This is a genomic window from Amycolatopsis sp. NPDC051102, from assembly GCF_040682815.1.
In the GTDB taxonomy this organism is placed as follows: Bacteria; Actinomycetota; Actinomycetes; order Mycobacteriales; family Pseudonocardiaceae; genus Amycolatopsis.
Window position 1 is genome coordinate 19,838 of the sequence record NZ_JBFBBT010000031.1, and the last position, 17,315, is coordinate 37,152.

Annotated in this window: 15 protein-coding genes; 2 read left to right on the plus strand and 13 right to left on the minus strand. The window is 70.9% G+C overall.

Going from position 1 to position 17,315, the window contains the following annotated elements; translation table 11 throughout:
* Nucleotides 1-9 precede the first annotated feature (9 nt).
* The 13 genes from AB0M93_RS44495 to AB0M93_RS44555 form a co-directional block, all read right to left on the minus strand.
* Complete coding sequence (locus AB0M93_RS44495; protein ID WP_364286153.1) at nt 10-1,824, minus strand: hypothetical protein; 1,815 nt, start codon at nt 1,822-1,824, stop codon at nt 10-12.
* Between the two features lie 240 nt (nt 1,825-2,064).
* Nucleotides 2,065-2,811 (minus strand): hypothetical protein, encoded by a 747-nt coding sequence (locus tag AB0M93_RS44500; RefSeq protein WP_364286155.1) that lies wholly within the window; start codon nt 2,809-2,811, stop codon nt 2,065-2,067.
* Nucleotides 2,808-3,518: a hypothetical protein gene (locus AB0M93_RS44505; protein ID WP_364286157.1), complete on the minus strand. Its 711-nt coding sequence runs from the start codon at nt 3,516-3,518 to the stop codon at nt 2,808-2,810. The genes AB0M93_RS44500 and AB0M93_RS44505 overlap by 4 nt, the downstream gene beginning before the upstream one ends.
* 151 nt (nt 3,519-3,669) lie before the next feature.
* The gene (locus tag AB0M93_RS44510; protein WP_364286159.1) at nt 3,670-4,173 is read right to left on the minus strand and encodes a hypothetical protein; all 504 of its coding nucleotides are present in this window, start codon (nt 4,171-4,173) and stop codon (nt 3,670-3,672) included.
* 91 nt (nt 4,174-4,264) lie between these two features.
* The gene (locus tag AB0M93_RS44515; protein WP_364286161.1) at nt 4,265-4,945 is read right to left on the minus strand and encodes a hypothetical protein; all 681 of its coding nucleotides are present in this window, start codon (nt 4,943-4,945) and stop codon (nt 4,265-4,267) included.
* 91 nt (nt 4,946-5,036) lie between these two features.
* Nucleotides 5,037-6,113 carry a site-specific DNA-methyltransferase gene (locus AB0M93_RS44520; protein WP_364286163.1) on the minus strand — a complete coding sequence of 359 codons (1,077 nt, stop codon included), beginning with the start codon at nt 6,111-6,113 and terminating at the stop codon, nt 5,037-5,039.
* Between the two features lie 328 nt (nt 6,114-6,441).
* Nucleotides 6,442-6,894, minus strand: coding sequence for an XF1762 family protein (locus AB0M93_RS44525; RefSeq protein ID WP_364286165.1), 453 nt, complete (start codon nt 6,892-6,894; stop codon nt 6,442-6,444).
* Nucleotides 6,891-7,754 (minus strand): hypothetical protein, encoded by an 864-nt coding sequence (locus AB0M93_RS44530; protein WP_364286166.1) that lies wholly within the window; start codon nt 7,752-7,754, stop codon nt 6,891-6,893. Before AB0M93_RS44530 ends, AB0M93_RS44525 begins: the two co-directional genes overlap by 4 nt.
* Nucleotides 7,755-7,870: 116 nt before the next feature.
* Nucleotides 7,871-8,137 (minus strand): hypothetical protein, encoded by a 267-nt coding sequence (locus AB0M93_RS44535; RefSeq protein WP_364286167.1) that lies wholly within the window; start codon nt 8,135-8,137, stop codon nt 7,871-7,873.
* Between the two features lie 99 nt (nt 8,138-8,236).
* Nucleotides 8,237-8,959 carry a hypothetical protein gene (locus tag AB0M93_RS44540; protein ID WP_364286169.1) on the minus strand — a complete coding sequence of 241 codons (723 nt, stop codon included), beginning with the start codon at nt 8,957-8,959 and terminating at the stop codon, nt 8,237-8,239.
* 47 nt (nt 8,960-9,006) lie between these two features.
* Complete coding sequence (locus AB0M93_RS44545) at nt 9,007-9,960, minus strand: L,D-transpeptidase (RefSeq protein ID WP_364286171.1); 954 nt, start codon at nt 9,958-9,960, stop codon at nt 9,007-9,009.
* A 78-nt stretch (nt 9,961-10,038) separates the two neighbouring features.
* Nucleotides 10,039-11,994: a S53 family serine peptidase gene (locus AB0M93_RS44550; protein ID WP_364286173.1), complete on the minus strand. Its 1,956-nt coding sequence runs from the start codon at nt 11,992-11,994 to the stop codon at nt 10,039-10,041.
* A 956-nt stretch (nt 11,995-12,950) separates the two neighbouring features.
* Nucleotides 12,951-13,787 carry a hypothetical protein gene (locus AB0M93_RS44555; protein WP_364286175.1) on the minus strand — a complete coding sequence of 279 codons (837 nt, stop codon included), beginning with the start codon at nt 13,785-13,787 and terminating at the stop codon, nt 12,951-12,953.
* A 432-nt stretch (nt 13,788-14,219) separates the two neighbouring features.
* Here AB0M93_RS44555 and AB0M93_RS44560 point away from each other — a divergent pair, with 432 nt between their 5' ends.
* Both AB0M93_RS44560 and AB0M93_RS44565 read left to right on the plus strand, forming a co-directional pair.
* Complete coding sequence (locus AB0M93_RS44560; RefSeq protein ID WP_364286177.1) at nt 14,220-14,768, plus strand: hypothetical protein; 549 nt, start codon at nt 14,220-14,222, stop codon at nt 14,766-14,768.
* Nucleotides 14,769-14,932: 164 nt separating this feature from the next.
* A complete protein-coding gene (locus tag AB0M93_RS44565; RefSeq protein WP_364286179.1) occupies nt 14,933-17,302 on the plus strand; it encodes a LuxR C-terminal-related transcriptional regulator in 2,370 nt (789 codons plus the stop codon).
* The last annotated feature ends 13 nt before the right edge of the window (nt 17,303-17,315 follow it).

Sequence of the window (17,315 nt, forward strand, 5' to 3'; positions counted from 1 at the left end):
CGGGCCGCATCATGCTGCCCGGTCGAACAACGGTGGCTGGCCTGGATCATGTGGTGCAGCAACGGGTCCGTCCAGCCATGTTCGCTCGCGCATTCCCAAGTGGACGGTCAGCGGGGCGGCCGTGAGCGCGACGACGTCGGCGGGATGGTCTTGTCCAGTTCGTGCGCGTGCTGCGGCCTGCGCCAGGTCGTCGCGACGGTTCAGCCAGTCGAACCATCGTTTCCTCTCGTCGGGCGCTAGGCGACCGAGAAAAGCCCTGCGCTGCTTGCGTTTCTGCTCTTGGACGTCCTCGGGTAGTGCCTCCCAGCGGGCGCGTTGAGCCCAGAGGCTTCGTGCTGCTTTGGCGGCTGGGTGCTGGCTGGTGGCCCAGCGTTCTCCTGTCTGGCGGTTGGCTTCTTCGAGGGTGCAGCGGAGTTGCCAGCGGGTGCGTTCCCGGACGTGGTGCAGGCGCATACGTTGGGGGTTGGCGTGGCCGTAGGAGCGTGGGGTGGGGGTGTACAACCTAGTGGTCTCGTTTTGCGGAAGTGCCTGTTCAGCGCGGGAACCCAGCACGTAGCGGTGGCAGTCGTCGGCTCCGCCGCCGTACTTCTCGGCAACCGCGATGATGCCGTGTTCGGTGAGGTCGGCTTTGACCTGGATTGTGACCCCTTTGGACACACAGGCCTGTTCGGCAAGGGTGCGTACGTCGATGCTGCCGTCCCGGCTGACCAGGGCGACGGCAAGGGCGTCGATGACGGCACGGATGCTCTTCTGCCGCTGAGGGCGGAAGCTGGCGATGAGGTCGGCCGCTGCGTCGTGCATCGCGGTGCGGGTGCGTTCGAGAACGGCGGCCTGCTCGGCGGGATCCGCTGTGGACGTCTGCGGCGGCTCGTCGGCGCGGTCGGTGAGTCGGCGGACGCGCGGTTGCGTCGGGTCGGCGGCGCGCTCGACGGCGGGAAGCCAGTAGCGATCGCGCCAGGCTTGGCGGCCAAGGGAACGCGCGCGGGCGGTGCTGGCCTCGCGGGCGAGGTCCCACGCGGCATCCTCGTCGAGTCCGCGTTCGGCGGCGACCTCGGTGACGGCCCGGAACCACATGAACCGGCGGAAGTCGGCCTGGCCGCGCTCGACGACCTTGCAGTCGCCGAGGATGGCCCAGGTCTGGGTGAAGTTGAGGCCGCGCCGGATCGCCGCGCAGGTGCGGCCGTATTCGCGTTCGGATGCGGTCTGCTGGCCCGGTTTGCTCGGCCCGGACGTGGGGCGGTGGGCGGGGCGCTTTGGGGTCCTGGCGGGGCCTGTGGACGCCGTTGGGGCGTCGGCGGGCGTTAGGGTGCCTTCGAGTACCGGGGCGGGGTGGCCGTGGCGGTGCGGCGCGGTGAGCAGGCGCAGGGTGCGCGGGACGCGCAGCGTGGCGGCAACGCCGTTGTGCTCGGCGACCTCGGCGACGTAGGAGGCGAAGGCGTCGAGCAGGGCGGCAGGCACGCGGGCGATGACGTGGTGGCCGCCGGGGCGGCCGGAGGCGCGGCGGAGGTAGGGCAGGCCGTAGCCGCTGAGCCAGTCGCGGAGGTTCTCGGAGGCGGCGGTGCCCGCTTCGGCGGGCGCGCCGGTGTCGGCCGGGTCGACGTCGACGACCTCGATGCCGGCTCGGGCGGTGCCGACGATGGAGACGGCGGCGGGGTGCTGCTGCAGCGCGGCGCGCGCGGCGTCGGCGGTGGCGGCCGTGACGACCTTGTTGTTGTCGCGGTCGATGACGATGTAGGGCGCATCGAATAGCGCCTGGTCAAGGGCGTGTAGTTGCTCGGCGGTTGGCGCACTCGCGCCGAGCGGGTCCCGGGTGTGTTGCGACACGCGGGCGTGTTTTTCGTCAGACGGCTGGTCTGATCGAGGGTGTGCGCTACCCTGGGGGCAGCGTTCCACCGCTGGTCCTCCTGTGACGGGTAGTCGGTGGGGCGCGCGGGAGACTGTTTGCTGCCAGGCTTGGGTCTCCCCAGACTTCCGAGGGCCCGCCCGCTACGGCGGGCCCTCGGGCTATCCGGTTCTCGGACGCCCCTTCTACGTATTCAGTTGTGGCACATCCTGTGCCGGTGTTCAGCTCGCTTTCTTCAGGTTCATGAGCGGCAAGGGCTGCTGCTTCGGCGCCTTCCGGCGCTGCGCAACCCAGAGCGCGAAAAGTTCGTTGGCCACGTCCGTCATCGAACGTCCGGCCTCGTTGCAGGAGTCCTGGAACTCCTGCTTCAACTCCGGCGTGACGGGCACGTCGACGTTGGCCGTGCGCCCAAGGCGTGGTCTACCCATGGCGTATTTGTATCGGACGTCGCCGCGTTGTGACGTCTCGACACGCTGACCTCGAGTGAGTTTCTTCCGGAAAAAACTCCGGTCGTGAGCGCGGCTGCCGGACGGCGTGCGCACCTGCTGGGCGTGGACTTTTCCCTGGTCGCTCCAGGTTGCGAGCGCATCAGGCCTGGCATCCACGGCCGTTCCTATGTAGACGGCGGGGTGGGGCACGGCGACCGGCGCAGCTTGATCACCGGCGATGTCGGCGACGCGATCGGTGGCACCGTCATGGAGCGCGAGCCCGGTGATCGCCGCCGTCGGCGCGGCGGCCGCGAACGCCGGAGTGAGTCCGGCGCTGGGGGCGAACGATAAGACTCTCCACAATGCACACTTTCCACCTTTTGTCAAGTGAAACTTGAAGTCGAAAACCCTTTCAGCAGCGGATATTTTCGCCGTCCCTGGGATGGTCACGCTGAACCGTGCGAGCGTGTGAATCGCGCTGGCGATCCAGCCTGAATCAGCTGGGGAAGCCGCGTAGCCGCACAACGAGGTCGCCTTCATGAGGTCTCCGCGGCGGCGTGGTGTTCCCGTGCTGGGTGTAGTTGTCCAGGTGTTGAGGGCGCAAGCCAGGGGGTTCGCCGAAGACGGCGAAGCGCGCGAGCGATCACAGGTCCGCTGACCAGGGCCAACACGACGGTGCCCGCACCCACTGCCCCGGTCCGGACGGCCTCGGCGGGACCGAGGATCGACGTGGCGCACGCGACGAACGCCACGTCGATACCGATTCGCGCGAGCGCGAGCCGCCGTCCGTTGTGGCCGGTTGCCTCCCGGTCTCCGCCCAGGGCCAGCATGAGCCCGTCACGAGGTAGCGGGCCGAGAGCGGCGGCCAGGTAGAGCGCGACGCCGAGGCAGAACAGGCCCCCGCCTGCGGCGAAGATGACCAGCCGCACGACCAGGTTGCCCAGCGACGGCAGGACGGCCAGAACGGCGTCGGCGGTGCCCGCGGGGACCACGAGGCCGACGACGGTGCCGATGCCTGGTCGCACCTTCAGCGGGAGGAACGTGGCGAGCAGGGCCGCCTGGCAGGCCAGGATGCCGAGACCGAGTGTCCATCCGAACGCGTGGGCGACGGCCAGGTGCACCGTGTCCATCGGCACCATGCCCAGCCGGCTGGAGACCAGCAAGGCGATGCCCACGCCCATCGTGAGGGCACCGGCGCCCAGCAGCGCGAGCCGCATCCAGGGCGGCCGTCGGGCCGGGCCCGTCATGATCGGGCCCCGGGCGGATACGTGCGGGCTGAGGCAACCGGGTTCGGGGCATCGGTTCGCTGGCCCGATGCGTTGTGTAGCGCGGGTCGGGCTGCCTCGATTGCCGGGTGCCGGGCGTACGTCGGCGGGTCAGGGAGGAGGTGCATGGCGCTCACCGGGACACGATGTGCACGGTTGGGCCGGTCAGCTGGTCGTCGAGCTGGCCGGCGGCGTAGCGGCGTTGCAGGTCGGCGACGCGCTCCGCGACGAGAGCGTCGAGGTCCGGGCGACGATGGACGTCGACGTTGAAGGCGGGGTCGGTGCGTGCTTCGAGCAGCTCGGCGGGGGTGACGGGATCGAGGTTGAGTCCGAGGTGGACCACACCGGGCCCGACCCACAGGATCGAGCCGGGTGCGTGGAACAGCGGCTCCAGCGCCTCGCCGACGAGTGAAGCGATCATTCCCGAATGCACGTAAACGAGGATCGGCGAAGCCTCGTGGATGTGCGGAGCCGCGTGGTGGGCACCTTCCATCCGCACCAGTCCGCAGGTAAGACCCTTGGGATCGACGACGCCGTCGTGGACCACCGGCGCTAGTTTCTGGTTCTGGGCGCCGAGAGCGAACGGGGGGATGAGCGGATTTTGGATGCGGAGTTCGTCCGACAGGCCGGTCGACATGGCTTCCTCTCGTGGCAGGGAAATAGGGCTGGTGAGGTGCTCTTCGCTGCACCGCAGGCGAGCGTGTGCGGGCGCCGGAGCGAGGTGGCGGTCATGGCGTGATCCGGGCGGGCCGGGGGATCCGGGCGGCGTAGTGCGGGATCGTGTCCGGAGCGCGGTGGGTGATCAGCTGCCGGTGAACGGCCTCTGTGGTGAGCGCGACGGGGCGGCCGGCGCCGCTGATGACGGCGTGGGAGACGAGCGCGGGGACGTCGTGCTCCTGGTGCTCGTCGTCGCCGGGCGGGCGGGTGAGCAGGTAGGCGGCACGGTGGAGCCCGTCGAGGACGTCGTCGACGGGCTGTCCGCCGTCGCGCAGGGCGCGGCGGGCGCCGAGGTCGGCTCCGAGCAGGGCTTCGTGGACGTACTCGGTGACGGTGGCGACGGTGAGGATCGGGCCGGTCATGGCGCCGAGCAGCCGGATTTCGCGTCGGAGCACGATCGTGCCGACCGGGAGGTCGAGCAGTGTCGCCGAGGCCTCGCTGAGCTCGTGCGTTGCGGGCGGTGCGACTTGTTCACCGCGGAGCGGGAATCCCGCCCACCAGCGGACGGCGTCGAGGAAGCGCGGGGCCGTGCGGACCATCCGGGCAAGCCGGTCACGGTCGGCGGCGAACTGCTGCTCGCCGAGCTGGTTGGTGCTGGCGGCAGGCCGCGCGGCGCGGCTCGCGCGTGCCGCGCCGTTTCCGGCTCCGCTCGCAGGTGCGGGGTGGGTCGTCACCAGCGTCGGCCCGGTCATGCCGGGTCCTGGCTGCGGCGGGGTGATCCCGCGTGCATCACCGACGCCGCGTCGGCGGCGCCGGTCGAGTGGGGAGCGGGTGGGTAGGACGTCATTCGGGCAGCCCTCCGAAGAGGTCGGGTTGGGCGGGGTCGGCGGGTGCGGCCTTCGCCGGGTCGGTGCCGGCGGCGCGGGCGCGTTCTCGTGGGTCGGTGGCGCGCCAGCGGGCGATGCGGCCGTAGTCGGCGGAGAGGTCGACGCTGATTCCGGTCCGCCCGTTGAGGGCCGCGGTGAGCGCGGTGGTGGCGGTGCCCCCGAAGGGGTCGAGAACCACTCCGCCGACGGGCGACCAGGCGCGCACGAGGCGGCTGGGCCATTGCGGCGGGAAGACGGCGTAGTGGTCGACGCCGAGCTCCGCGGGCACGGTCAAGGGCTGGGCGGAGATCAGCCACACCGAGCCGGGGATCCGGCCGCGCGGGTGCTGCTTGTGCCAGGCGGCTCGCTGAACGTGCTTGCCGGGCCCGAAGTGCTTGACGCGCCGGGAAAGGGCGCGGTCACCGTCGTAGAGCTCGCGGATTTCGTCGAGGTCGGCGTAGTAGTGAGGCTGCACGGTGAGGTGGACCCAGTCCTCGTGCGAGCGCCGCACGCGGTCGGTCACCGACTCGGGCAGTCCGTTGGGTTTCGCCCAGATGATCACGGCGCGAACGATGAGGCCGAGCTCGTCGACGGCGGCGATGCGGAAGCGCTCAGGCAGCAGCATGAGGCTTTTGTTTGGGATACCGGTCCGGCGGGGGTCAGTCTGGCGCCAGGTTGCTGCGCTGTCGGTGCGGTGCTGCCGGCCGTGGACGCCGGTCTGCGTCTGGCCCTGCGCGCCGGAGTACTTGTCGCCGAGGGCGAGGAAGATCGATCCGGTCGGCTTGAGGACGCGGACCATCTCGCGCGTGCAGTCCAGCAGCGCGGCGAGGAAGTCGCGGGGGCTTGGCTCGTCGCCGAGCTGCCCGGCGTAGTGGCGGCCGCCGTCCTGATACGAGCGCAGGGCGTAGTAGGGCGGGGAGGTGACCACGAGGTCGACGGAGGCGTCCTGCAGCGGGAGCGCGCGGGCGTCGCCGCGCAGGATCACCGGCATCAGCGGGGCGAGCACGGCGTCACCGGGTGCCGGCGTGCTGTCGGGCCGCGGGTGGTGGTCCATGGTGCTCCTGGTCGTGGTCGGTCCGGGTGGCCGGTGGCGGCCGGGCTCCGGGGTGGCCGTGGTGGGCGACATGCGGCCGCGGTTTCGGCGGCCGCGCTCCCGTTGGGGGGTTACGGGGCGGTCGCGCGCGCCATCGGTGTGGAGCCCGGCGGCCGCCGGTGGTGCTGGCCTCCTTCCTCGTTGTCGGCGTGCCCCGTGGTGCGGGGTCGTGGTCGCCGTGGGCGGCCCGGTCGAAGCGGGCGGCGCCGGACGGCGGGCTGGGGGCGCGGGCTGGTGCGGTTCACGTCGGCCGACCACCGCCGGGGCCGCGGGGCGCCGGGCGGGGGCGTCACGTGGCCTCCCAGAGCGTGCGGGGGATGGCTTCGGTGCCGAGGACGACGCGGGGGCGGCTGGGCCGTGTCCACCCGGGCCTGGCTGGGCGCTCGGCGATGACGCGCCAGCCGGAGGCGCGCAGCGATGCGCCGCTCTCGGGGCGCTGGGTGTAGGTGATCAGCCGGCTGTAGCCGAGGGCGAAGGTGGCGCGGGTGACGGCGCCGTAGAGCATCGAGTTCGCGTTGCGGGTGCCGTCGGTGGTCGTGCGGGCGACCTCGAGCGTGGCGCCGTTGTCGAGCATCCGGGAGACTGGCCGGCCGACGATGGCCACGCCGCGCAGGACTCCGTCGTGGTCGGCGACGCCGACGCAGAATTTGCAGCCGGGGGGCCGCTTGTGGGTGCGGTGCCAGGTGTCGACGAACCCGGCGGCGTAGGCGAAGGACACGGGGACGAGGTGCAGCGACGTCACGGGGCCTCCCGGACGGCCGGGGCGTCGACGCCGGTGCGCTGGTCGTCAGCGGGTCGGTGTGATGCAGCGCGGATCAGCCCGGCGGGCCCGCGACGCGGTTGACGGCGCAGCGCGTCGTCGACGCGCTCGCTGCAGGGGCGGCGGCCGCGGCGGGCGTCGTCTTCGGCCTGCCATTGCCGGAAGGTGCGGCCTTCCAGGCGGGTCAGGAACTGCGCGATCTTGTTGGCCGGGATGCCGACCGGAGCTGGTCCGAGGACGGCGAGCAGGTCGGAGTCCTCTTGGGAATTCCAGCCGGCGGCTTCGATGGCCGCGCGGGTAGGGAAGACGTCGGCGACGCGGTCGCGCCGGTCGTCGAGCAGCTGGTCGTCGCGGCCGCCGAAGCTGTAGACGAAGAGGAAGTTCTCGGGCGGCCTTGGCTCAACGAGACGCCGAAACCGGCGGATTTCCTTGGTGTAGCAGTAGAAGTTGGTGCGCGGGCTGGTTCGCATGATGCGTAGCCACGCGAGGGTGTAGGCGTCGGAGAGGAAGTCGCCGGCGTCGTGGATGCGGACCCAGGCGTCGGTGAAGCGCGCGGCGGTGAGTTCGGTGGTCATCGCGTGCTCCCATCCGGGTAGGTCCTCGGTGACGTAGGCGAGGTTGGCGAGGTGGCGGCGGCGGACGTTCGGGAATCGGTAGGTTCCGGCCAGCGCGTAGCAGACGTGCGCGCAGATGCCCGCTGACGGGCAGGTGCGGATGGTGACGCCGTTGAGGCGGGCCGAGAGCGCGGGGAGCGTCCAGGTGTAGACGCCGGCGTCGGCGAGTCGGCGGTTGCCGCGGCTGAGCAGCTTCGCTGGGCGTGGCGTGGGCGGTGGCGCTGGCACGGGAAACCTTTCTGCGGTGGGGTTTCCGGGTGTGGGGCGCCGCCCCGCCCACACTCGGTGCTTCCGGTTCCGGTGTCCGCGATACGGGCTGAATCACCGGTGTCGGAGGCAGTTGATCACCACCAGATGCGGGTGCCGTCCGGCTGGACGATGCAGTTGCGGTTGCCGGGCGTCGCCCAGATGCGGGTGCCGTCCGGCTGCACCCCGCCTTCGCGGGTGTCCGGGCTGACGGCGGCCGTGCCGATCGCGGCGTTCGGCGAGGCGGTGATGCCGTGGGAGTACGAGCCCGGCGTGGCGGCCGCGGCGACGCCGACGGTGCCGAGCGCGGCGGCGCCGGCGAGCCCGCCGATGACGATGGTCCGGGCGATGGTTTTGCTGATCACGGGTTCTCCTTTGAGGTGTGGGGCTCGGCGGCCCGCTCCCGGGGAAGATGGAGCGGCCCGCCGAGCCGTGGGGGTTCCGAGCGACGGGGGTTAGGTCGCTCAGCCGGTCACCGGGTGGTGACCGTCGCGCGGGACGGGCAGCGGCGCCGGCTTGTCCGGCGTCGAGCCCGGCCGGTGCGTGCTGGTCGGCGGCTGCTGGGTGGGCTTGCCGCTGGGCTGGTGGGTGGGCTTGCCGCCGGGCGGCTGCGTGGGCTGGCCGGTCGGGGGCTGCTGGGTGGGCTTGCCGGTCGGCGGCTGGCTGGTCGGCGGCGGGGTGCCGGTGCCGCACTTGACGACAGCGACGGTGATCGTCTCGACGGCCTTCCCGCCCGCGCCGTAGATCCTGACGACGGCCGCGGCGCCGCCGCCGCCCGGAATGACTTCGAGTTTGTCCGTCTTCATCGCGGGAGGGCTGTTGTAGCTGACGACGCCGTTCTTGCACGTCGCCGACGCGCGGCCGATGGACTTGCCTCCGACGGTCAGCGAGCTGACGGTGGCCTCGGCCATGCCCGCGCCAGCCTTGACCGTGATCCCGGAGGCGCTGAACGTGCCGGCCTTTCCCGACGCGGACCCCGACGCGGTCTTGACCGCGCCGCTGCTGGACACCGACGGTGTCGCGCCGACCGGGTCGACGCCGCTGGCCGAGACGCCGTAGGCGGTCGAGGTGGTTGCGGCCGCGTCGGCGGGCGCCCCGGCGGTGAGCACGAGCGCGGTAGCGCTGGCGACGAGGACACCGCCGGCGCCGATACCGGCGAGAACGGTTCTGGTTGAGTTGCGGACCACGTGGTCCCCCCTTGCCTGAAGTGGCCCGGCCGGGCCTGGATGGGTGTTCACCGGATCAGCACCGGGGTCCCGATCGGGACCTGCGTGCTGATCACCTGCAGCGCGTCCGGCGGAATCCGGATGCAGCCGTCTGAGCTGGGGCGGCCGTAGACGTCGGCGGTGGGCCAGGTGTGCAGGCCCACCGTGCCGGGGCCGCCGCCGTAGGTGGAGAAGGTGTCGCTGTGGGCGCCGGTCGGCAGGATGATCGGCGAAAACGTCGGGTGAACGTCCCTGATGGACGCGAGGATGAACGTGCGGGTCGCCGGGGTCGGCGAGCCGGGCTTGCCGACCCCGACCGTCCAGTGCCCGACCGGTTTTCCGTCGCGGTAGAGGTCGAGGGTGAACCGGGCGCGGTCGACCTCGAGCCGGTACGAGCTGTGGGCGGTGCTGAGGGTGTCGTCGAGGTAGAGCCATCCGGCGCGGTCATTCGGCCGGCTCGGCAGCAGGACCTCGGCCCAGCCGGGTTGCTCGGCGACGACGGGCAGCCACGTGTCGCTGACGAGTTCGGTGGGCGGCAGCGCGGCGATCGCCGGGCCGCCGGGGGCGACGTAAACCGGGATTACGGCGGTCGGGTGGACAAGCCGGCCGCCGGGAGCGTCGCGCGGTGCGGGGTCGGGCAGGGCGGCGGACACGGTGCCGAAGGTGTCGGCGCGGGGAAGTTGGTCCAGCTGCTGCGAGGTGACCGGCACGGGCTCGATGACGGCGACGTCGTCGACGTCGACCCCGATACGCGCGAGTGATCCACGCTGGATCACCGCGTCGGATCCGCCGGTGCCGCATCCGGCCCAGGTGAGCGCGCCGAGGACGGCGAGTGCGGCCAGGGTGCCGATGGCCCAGCGGGTGCCCCGCCGTCCGCGCGGTGACTCGGCGGTCGGCCGGCGGTGGCGGCCGCGGGCGGGCGCGGCCGGGCTGGTGACGTCAACGGCGGTGGGCTGGTCCTGGTGCTCAGTGTCGTCGGCCACGGCGCGGCCTCCTTCCTGATGGTCGAGGTGATGGGGTGGGGTGGCTGCCGCCCCCGGGTCGGCAGCCACCCGGGAGTGCTACTGGCCGAGGGCGGAGACGAAGCCGGCGGCGGGAGTGCCGACGCCGGTCACCCGGTCCCAGCCGGTGCTGGACTGCAGCGTCTGGGGCTTGCTGTCGAGGTCGAGCAGGTAGGAGCCGGTCGCCGGGGGGACGGTGACGAACCCGAACCCGGCCATGAACGGCGACCAGATCCCGGCCTTGACCGGCTTCACGTCGGTGATCTGCGCCTTTCCACTCAGCGCGTAGAGAGCGGCGTTGAGGAACCCGAGCCGCTCGCCGCCGTGGGCCTGCTGCGCGTCGGCGACCAGGCCGACCAGGATCGGCGCGGCCAGCGACGTGCCGCCGCTGGAGTAGGCGGCGTAGCCCTGCGACGTAGTGAAGCCGACCGCGAGACCGGTGTAGGAGTCGGCGAGGGCGGAGATGTCCGGGACGGCGCGGTGGCCACCGGCGATCGTGGCCGGGACGACGCCCTGCTGGTAGTCGGGCTGGTCGTAGAGCTTGCTGACGCCGCCACCGGCACCACCGGCGAACCGGCCGTCCGCATCGGACTGCGGGGTCCAGGTGTTGCCGGACTGGGTGTTGCCGCTGTTTTCCCAGCCCGTCTGGAACTTCACGCGGTTGCTGGCATCGAGCGCGACCGAGGTGCCGCCGACGGCGGTCACCCACGGGTGCGAGGCCGGATAGCTGGCTTCGGCGCGCCCGGCGGCGGCCGGGGCGGAGTTGTCACCGCTGTCGCCGGAGGCGAACAGGATGGCCTGGCCCTGGATGGCGGCCTGGACGGCGATGGCGCCCAGCTGGTCTCGCTCGGCCTGCGAGACGCTGCTCTCGCCGGGGTAAAGCCAGGAGTTGTTGATGACGCTGACCTTGTCGTCGGCGACGGCACGGTTGAGGGTGTTGAACAGGTCGAGGCAGCTCTTGCCCGCGTAGTAGGTGATCTTCGCGGCCGGGGCGACTTCGTGGATGGCCTGGACGTCGAGCGCCTGCTCGCTGGCCCAGGAGTCCGGCCCGCACCGGTCCTGATCGGTGAAGGTGCCCGGGAGGACGGTGCTGTACTGGCCGCTGGTCAGCGCCGGGGCGCCGAACTGCCCGGCGGCACGGTTGGTGTCGGCCACGATGGTGGACAGGTTGTATGCGCCGACGATGCCGACGGTCTGTCCGGCGCCGGTGGCCGAACTGGGCAGGCCGTAGATCGCGCGCAGCTGGGGGCTGGTGTAGCCGCAGAGCGCGTTGCTCTGCTGCCCGGCCGCGTACTTCTGCGGGACGTTCGCGTTGTTGGTCTCGGCCCAGAACCGGGCGCAACTGTTCGGGTCGCCGGCCGCCGGGGTGACGCCGGGCCGGGTGCCGTCCGGGCGGGTGGCAGTGGCCTGGGCCGGGGTGATGGTCTTGCTCGAGTCGTCCAGGCCGAGCACGGCGGTGACGGTGCCGCGGATGGCGGCCGGGACGGTGACGGCGGACTCCGGCGCGGCGAGGACGTGCGTGCGGCCGTCGCGGGTGGTGTGCCGGTAGGTCGCCAGGGAGGTGCGGAAGGCGGTCTGCAGCTGGGCGACGCCGCCGTCGGCCTCGACGAAGTGCCGGTTTCCGGCGACGCCGGTCACGCGCAGGCCTTGGCCGCGCAGCCAGGTCGTGACCTGGTCGACGGTTTCCTGGGTCGGGCCGAATCGGGCCAGGAACTCGGCGTTGCCGAGGTGCCGGCCGTATTCCGGCGAGCCGGGGGTAGACACGGCTTTCGCGAGGGCTTCGGCTCCGGCGGGGTCGCGCAGGGCGAGCGCCACCTGGACGTGGCGATGCTGGTCGAGGTCGGCGTGGCCGACGCGGGCGCCGGGCGTGGCCCAGCTGGGTACGGAGCCCGCGACCGCGGCGCGGTCGTCGGGCGCGGAGTGATCCTGCGCGGTCGCGGCCGGTGCGGCCGCGACTCCCACCAGTACCGCGCACCCGGCGATCAGCCCGGCTGCGCGGGAAGGTCGTACTGCCATGAATGGCTCCCGTTTGTTGTCTGTTTCCGACGCACCGAGCCCGCACCGCAGATTGTCGCGATCGGAGATTGCGGATGCTTTCGCATCCGAACGCCGAGAGTCGCTTGGCGCGGATTCCTGGGATTGACTTGCGGGTCCCCCTCGGTGTCGGCCAGCAAGATTGCCGACCTGACCAGCGGCTATGCTCGCCGGACGTCATCACCTTGCATCGATTCGACATGCGATGTCAACCGCTGCCGACATTTAATTTTCGGCGGATTTCTGGACTGTTTTCGCGCAGACTGAAGGCCTCGATCATGGACGCCGGATCGAGGTAAAAGGAGGTGCTATTGCCGCTTTTCGATTACCCGGTGGCGGGTTCGATGCGTTGCGCGACGAGGTTTCGATGCGCACCGCAGACCGAAGCGCCGATTCGGGCGACGTAGCCGGTGATCCGTAGTCGTTCGGAGTTCGGCGCGGTTCCCGCGCGGACAGCTCCGGCGCGGCTTTCCGCAGCCGGTCCGACCAGGGTGAAGACCTGCGAGCCGACGGCTAGCTGCACGCAACCCGGGTGCGGCATCGTCCAGGTGACCCGCCCGTCGATCGTCAGCTCCGGACCGTCGGCGCTCGGCGGCGGCAGCGGAACCGATGATGCAGGCGGTATCGGCGACGGCAGTGGAACCGATGATGCAGGCGGTATCGGCGGCGGGGGAGCGGGGCCAGGCGGAGGCGAGTTCGAGCATCCGGCGAGTACGGCGGCCGCGACGCCGGCGAGCGTGGCCAAGGCACGCCGGTGCCGTCGCACCGTGGGGACGGTGGTGCCGATGGGGCTGTTCATGTTGTTTCCTTGAGGAATGCTCGTCGCTGCACCGTCCAGGAAGGACGGTGCAGCGACGAGGGGTTGAGCACCGCGGTGGTCACGTCACCGCGCGCTCGGGCTTGCAGGCTCCGGGTCGCCCCGGGCGTTGGCCGCTGTGTCATCCGACTTCGGCGTGCGAGTGCGCGCCGCGCGACTGTCGGGCTGCGCGGATGGTGTCGGCGGCCAGGATCAAGGAGTTCGGGCAGCGCATCTTCGGCAGGATCGGCGCGAGGACGCCGGTGACCTGGTCGAGTGTGCTGAAACCGGTGCCGAGCAGCCAGAAGGTATGAGGGCCGTCAGCTCGCCGGACGGCGTAGACCTCGGCGGTGGTGGGCAGGTAGCCCAGCGTCCAGCTGCCTGTCAGGTAGTGAGGAGGTAGTTCGCTGGGATCGTCGTCGGGTTCGCGGCGCCAGTGAGCGCCGAATTCCTCGATGCCGGCCAGCGCGGTGCCGCCCCAGCCGTCGCCCTCCGGGCGGGCGCGGCGGCGGTCGAGCTGCGCGGCGAGGAACTCGTCGAGGATGACCTCGACGTGGGCGGGGGGTTCGGGGTTGCGTTTCCAGCCGGCGGCGGCGTCGCGTAGGAGGCCATCCGCGGCGAGGCTGATGACGAACTCGCGGAGCAGGTCGGTGGTGAGGGTGACGTCGTCGAGTTGCTCGACGACGCGAGTGTGCCCGGCTACGGCATCGGCGCGGGAGAGCGCGGTGCCGGTGCGTGCTCCCGCGCTGCGACCGCTGCGGCTGATCTCGCGGGCGGCGGCAGCGGCGTTGGCACGCAACCGTCGAGCCAATGCGACGAGAGTGCCGTCGAGGCGCAGAAGGTCGGCGCCGACGTCGGCGGTGAGGTCGTCGGGCCCATGGAGCAGGAGGCCTTCGATCGGCTCGGGAACTGGCTCGGTTCTGCGGCCGATCCGGAGAAAGAGCCGATCGTGGCGGTGGAGCCAGGTGTGCGGTGACATGAACGTTCCCCCCAAGGGCCGCTCGCGGTGATACGGGCTGTATCACCGGTTTCGGGCTGACCACCGGCCGGGGTGCTGCCATCTTGGTGTGGCTACCCGGCCGGTGGTCGCTGGGGCCGCAGGGCGGCGCGGCCCGGCTACGCCGTCGACGGCTCCCCCCTGCGGAGTCGGTGACGGCACGCTGTGGACCTTGCGACGACGGTGGTCGTGCCTGGTTCGGCGGGCCGTGAGGCTCGTCGACGCGCAGGAGTCAGTTCGACACTGGCGCGCAAGTTCGCGATGATCCCGGAGAACGCTTCCCCTCGGATGCGGACTCTGGTTACTATTTCCATCGAAGATAGACGAGTTTCGCTACTTGTCAACCAGACTCAGCATTGCGCAGGTCAGGGAGTTGTAAGCCCCGCCACAGGGGGGTCGACCGAGGAGGATGCGGTGACGGGCGGCACAAAGACGTCGGCGGTCGAAGTGAACGGACGGCCGATTCCCACCATGGGTGAGCGCATCCGCCACCTGATCGAGCACGTCCGCAAGCCGGACGGCAAGAAATACACCCAGGGGGACATCGCCGAAGGCGTCACCAAGTTGATCGGCAAGGCGGTGGACCCGGGGTATGTGTCGGCCATGATCCACAACAGGAAGGAGAATCCGACCCGGGCAGTGCTGCAGGGGCTGGCGTCGTTTTTCGCCGTGCCGGCCAGCTACTTCTTCGACGACGAGCAAAGCGTCAAGATCATCCGCGAGATCGACACCGCGGTCGCCCTCCGCGATCCGCGGACTCGGGAGCTCGCTCTGCAACTGCTGCGCAACACCGAGCCCGCCGACACGCATCTGGTCGCCGAGGTCGTCGCCGCGATGAGAGATCGCCCTGCCCTTCGTGCCGCGCTCACGCTGATGGCGTCTCTTGATGAGGCGGATCTGCAGGCCGCCGTGGCGGTGCTCGACGCCGCTTCGCGCTACCGCGGGCGCAGCGAGCCGACCTGATCCCGGCTGCATCACCGCGGCAGGTTGCCACCTGCAACTCGCGACTCGACGGCATCGCTGACCTGCGGTGATTGTCGGTGGCACAGGTTATGGTGGTGATCGGGAGGGCGGGTGTATGCCGCCGCGGTGATGCCGAGGCCGTAGGGACCTGGGGGAGTGCACGAGTGCTGGGCAGTTACGCATCGATGAAGAAGGACGGCGAAGGGCCACCGGGAGGCGGCGCCGAAGCCGAGGGCCGACCGGCGCCGTTGCTGCATGCGGACCTGTCGACTTTCGTCGGCCGCGATGACGAGTTGCGGAAAGCGCGACAGCTGCTGAAATCGACCCGGCTGCTCACGCTGAAGGGCCCCGGGGGGATCGGTAAGACCCGGCTCATGCGCCGGCTCGGCCACGTGATCCAGCAGGAGGGCGTGTACCGCGACGGCGTGGTGCTGGTCGAGTTGACGAACGTGCGCTCGAATGAACTCGAGTCGGCCGTGGCCGAGGCACTGGGCATTCCGGCGAACTCGGCCCGGCACGGAGCGGCCCGGCTCATCGCCCACCTGAGGACCAAACGTCAGCTGCTGATGCTCGACAACTGCGAGCACCTGGTCGATGACGAGGAAGACAGCGCTCTGGCGCAGCTGGTACGTACCCTGCTGGAGGCGGCGGAGGACCTGCAGATCGTCACCACCAGCCAGGCCGCGATCCGGGTGGAGGGCGAGTCGTGGCTGGATGTGCCGCCGCTGTCGGAGGACGAGGCGCTGCAGTTGCTGCGCGAGCGCGCGGCCAACATCAATGTCGTCATCCCGCCCGCCGACGACGAGGACGCGCGCACGGTCCTCAACCGGGTCGATCGGATGCCGCTGGCGATCGAGCTGATCGCCGGCCGGATGGACACCGTCTCGCTGGCCAGCTTGGTCAAGCGCACCAACCTGCTGAGCCTGGGCGGGGGAACCTCAGCCAAGCGTAGCCACCGGAAGCTGGAATGGACGGTCAGCTGGTCCTACGGCCTGCTCGGCGAGGCGGAGCAGCAGATGCTGACGCGGCTTTCCCTGTTGGAGGGCAGCTTCGAGCTCGACGACGCAGCCGCGCTCGGCGCGGACCTGGGGGATCAGGACGTCGTCGCCGACCTGCTGAACGGCTTGCACAAGCGGTCGTTCATGGTCGCGGAGCGCCACCACGAGGGGCCGCGATTCAGGCTGTGGGAGTCGATTCGGGCGTTCGCGTACGAGCAGCTGAGCGACGAGGCAGCCGACGAAATACGTGAGCGGCACGCAGACCATTACGAAGCGCTCGCCGGGCAGGGTGCCCGGAGCTGGTTCGGGCCGGACGAAACCGGCTGGCTCGGCCGCCTGAGCGGCGCGCTGCCGAACCTGCGCGTGGCGCAGGAAACCCGGCTGGCGAACCCTCGTACGGTGCTGCGGGGCATGGACCTGTTCAGCAGCGTCGCGCGGACGCGGTTGTTCTACTTCACCGGCCGGTTGAGCGAGAGCAACCTGATGCTCGAGGCGGCCCGTCGGTGGCACCCCGACGAGCCGAGTCACTCGCTGGTGAGCGCGCTGAGTTTCGCCGCCACCGTGGCGCTGTGCCAGGGTGATCAAGAGCGCGCCGACTCGCTGCTGCTAGCGGCTGAGGCGGCAGCACGGAAGCTCGGCTGCTTCCACGACTTCGGACCGCTGCTCTACGCGCGGGCGACTCGCCTGTGGCTCGTCGAGCGCGACTTGAGCGTGGCCCGGCAGTCGATCCCGCTGTTCGAACAGGCCGAACGCTGGTTCCGCGACAACGACGCTCCAGGCGACGCCTGGATGGCCCGCTTGTTCATGTCGATGGCGGCGGCGATGCTGGGCCTGCGCGACGTCGCCGTACGGGAGAGTGCCCGGCTGCTGGAGGACGCCGAGACCGCCGGCGCCGCCTGGTGCATCTCCTGGGCAAAGTGGACGTGCGCGCTGGTGGAACTGCTGTTCGGCTCGGACCTCGGCCGGGCGGTGCGGCTGGCGCAGGAAGCCTTGGCCGCACAGCGCGCGATGGGCGACAAGTGGGGCCTACTCTGGACAATCTGGTTGATCGCTCTGCTCGCGGCGCGGCTGGGACGGTCGGCCCGCGCGGCGAGGTCGCTGGCCGGCGTGGCGAAATTCCAGCAAGAAGCCGAAGTGATCGTTCCGGCTCTGCTGCCCTTCTGGGAGCTGCAGCGCCAGACGGAGACCATCTTGGGCCGCGAGCTGGAAGACACGCTGCCGACCGAGCGGGAGATCGGGCTCGGCCTCAGCCGCGGCAAAGTCATCGAGCTGGCCGCGGAACCCCTGTCCGCTCCACCGGCGCCGGTGGTCAAGAAGGAGCGACCCGGCAGGTTGACCGAACGCGAGTTCCAGGTGGCCCGGTTGCTCGCGGAGGGGCTGGCGAACAACGAGATTGCCAAGCGGCTGGGGGTGACGCAGCGGACCGCGGAGACGCACGTGCAGCACGTCGCGAACAAGCTGGGCGCACGCGGCGAAGGGCGCCGTGGCCGGGTGGTCAAGATCCGCGAGTGGTTCGAAGAGCACCAGCAGCACTGATCACGACTGGAGG

Excerpts from the sequence above, each read along its gene's own strand:
- AB0M93_RS44500 (WP_364286155.1), bottom strand. The coding sequence starts at position 2,811 with ATGAAGGCGACCTCGTTGTGCGGCTACGCGGCTTCCCCAGCTGATTCA.
- AB0M93_RS44505 (WP_364286157.1), bottom strand. The coding sequence starts at position 3,518 with ATGACGGGCCCGGCCCGACGGCCGCCCTGGATGCGGCTCGCGCTGCTG.
- AB0M93_RS44510 (WP_364286159.1), bottom strand. The coding sequence starts at position 4,173 with ATGTCGACCGGCCTGTCGGACGAACTCCGCATCCAAAATCCGCTCATC.
- AB0M93_RS44515 (WP_364286161.1), bottom strand. The coding sequence starts at position 4,945 with ATGACCGGGCCGACGCTGGTGACGACCCACCCCGCACCTGCGAGCGGA.
- AB0M93_RS44520 (WP_364286163.1), bottom strand. The coding sequence starts at position 6,113 with ATGGACCACCACCCGCGGCCCGACAGCACGCCGGCACCCGGTGACGCC.
- AB0M93_RS44550 (WP_364286173.1), bottom strand. The coding sequence starts at position 11,994 with ATGGCAGTACGACCTTCCCGCGCAGCCGGGCTGATCGCCGGGTGCGCG.
- AB0M93_RS44555 (WP_364286175.1), bottom strand. The coding sequence starts at position 13,787 with ATGTCACCGCACACCTGGCTCCACCGCCACGATCGGCTCTTTCTCCGG.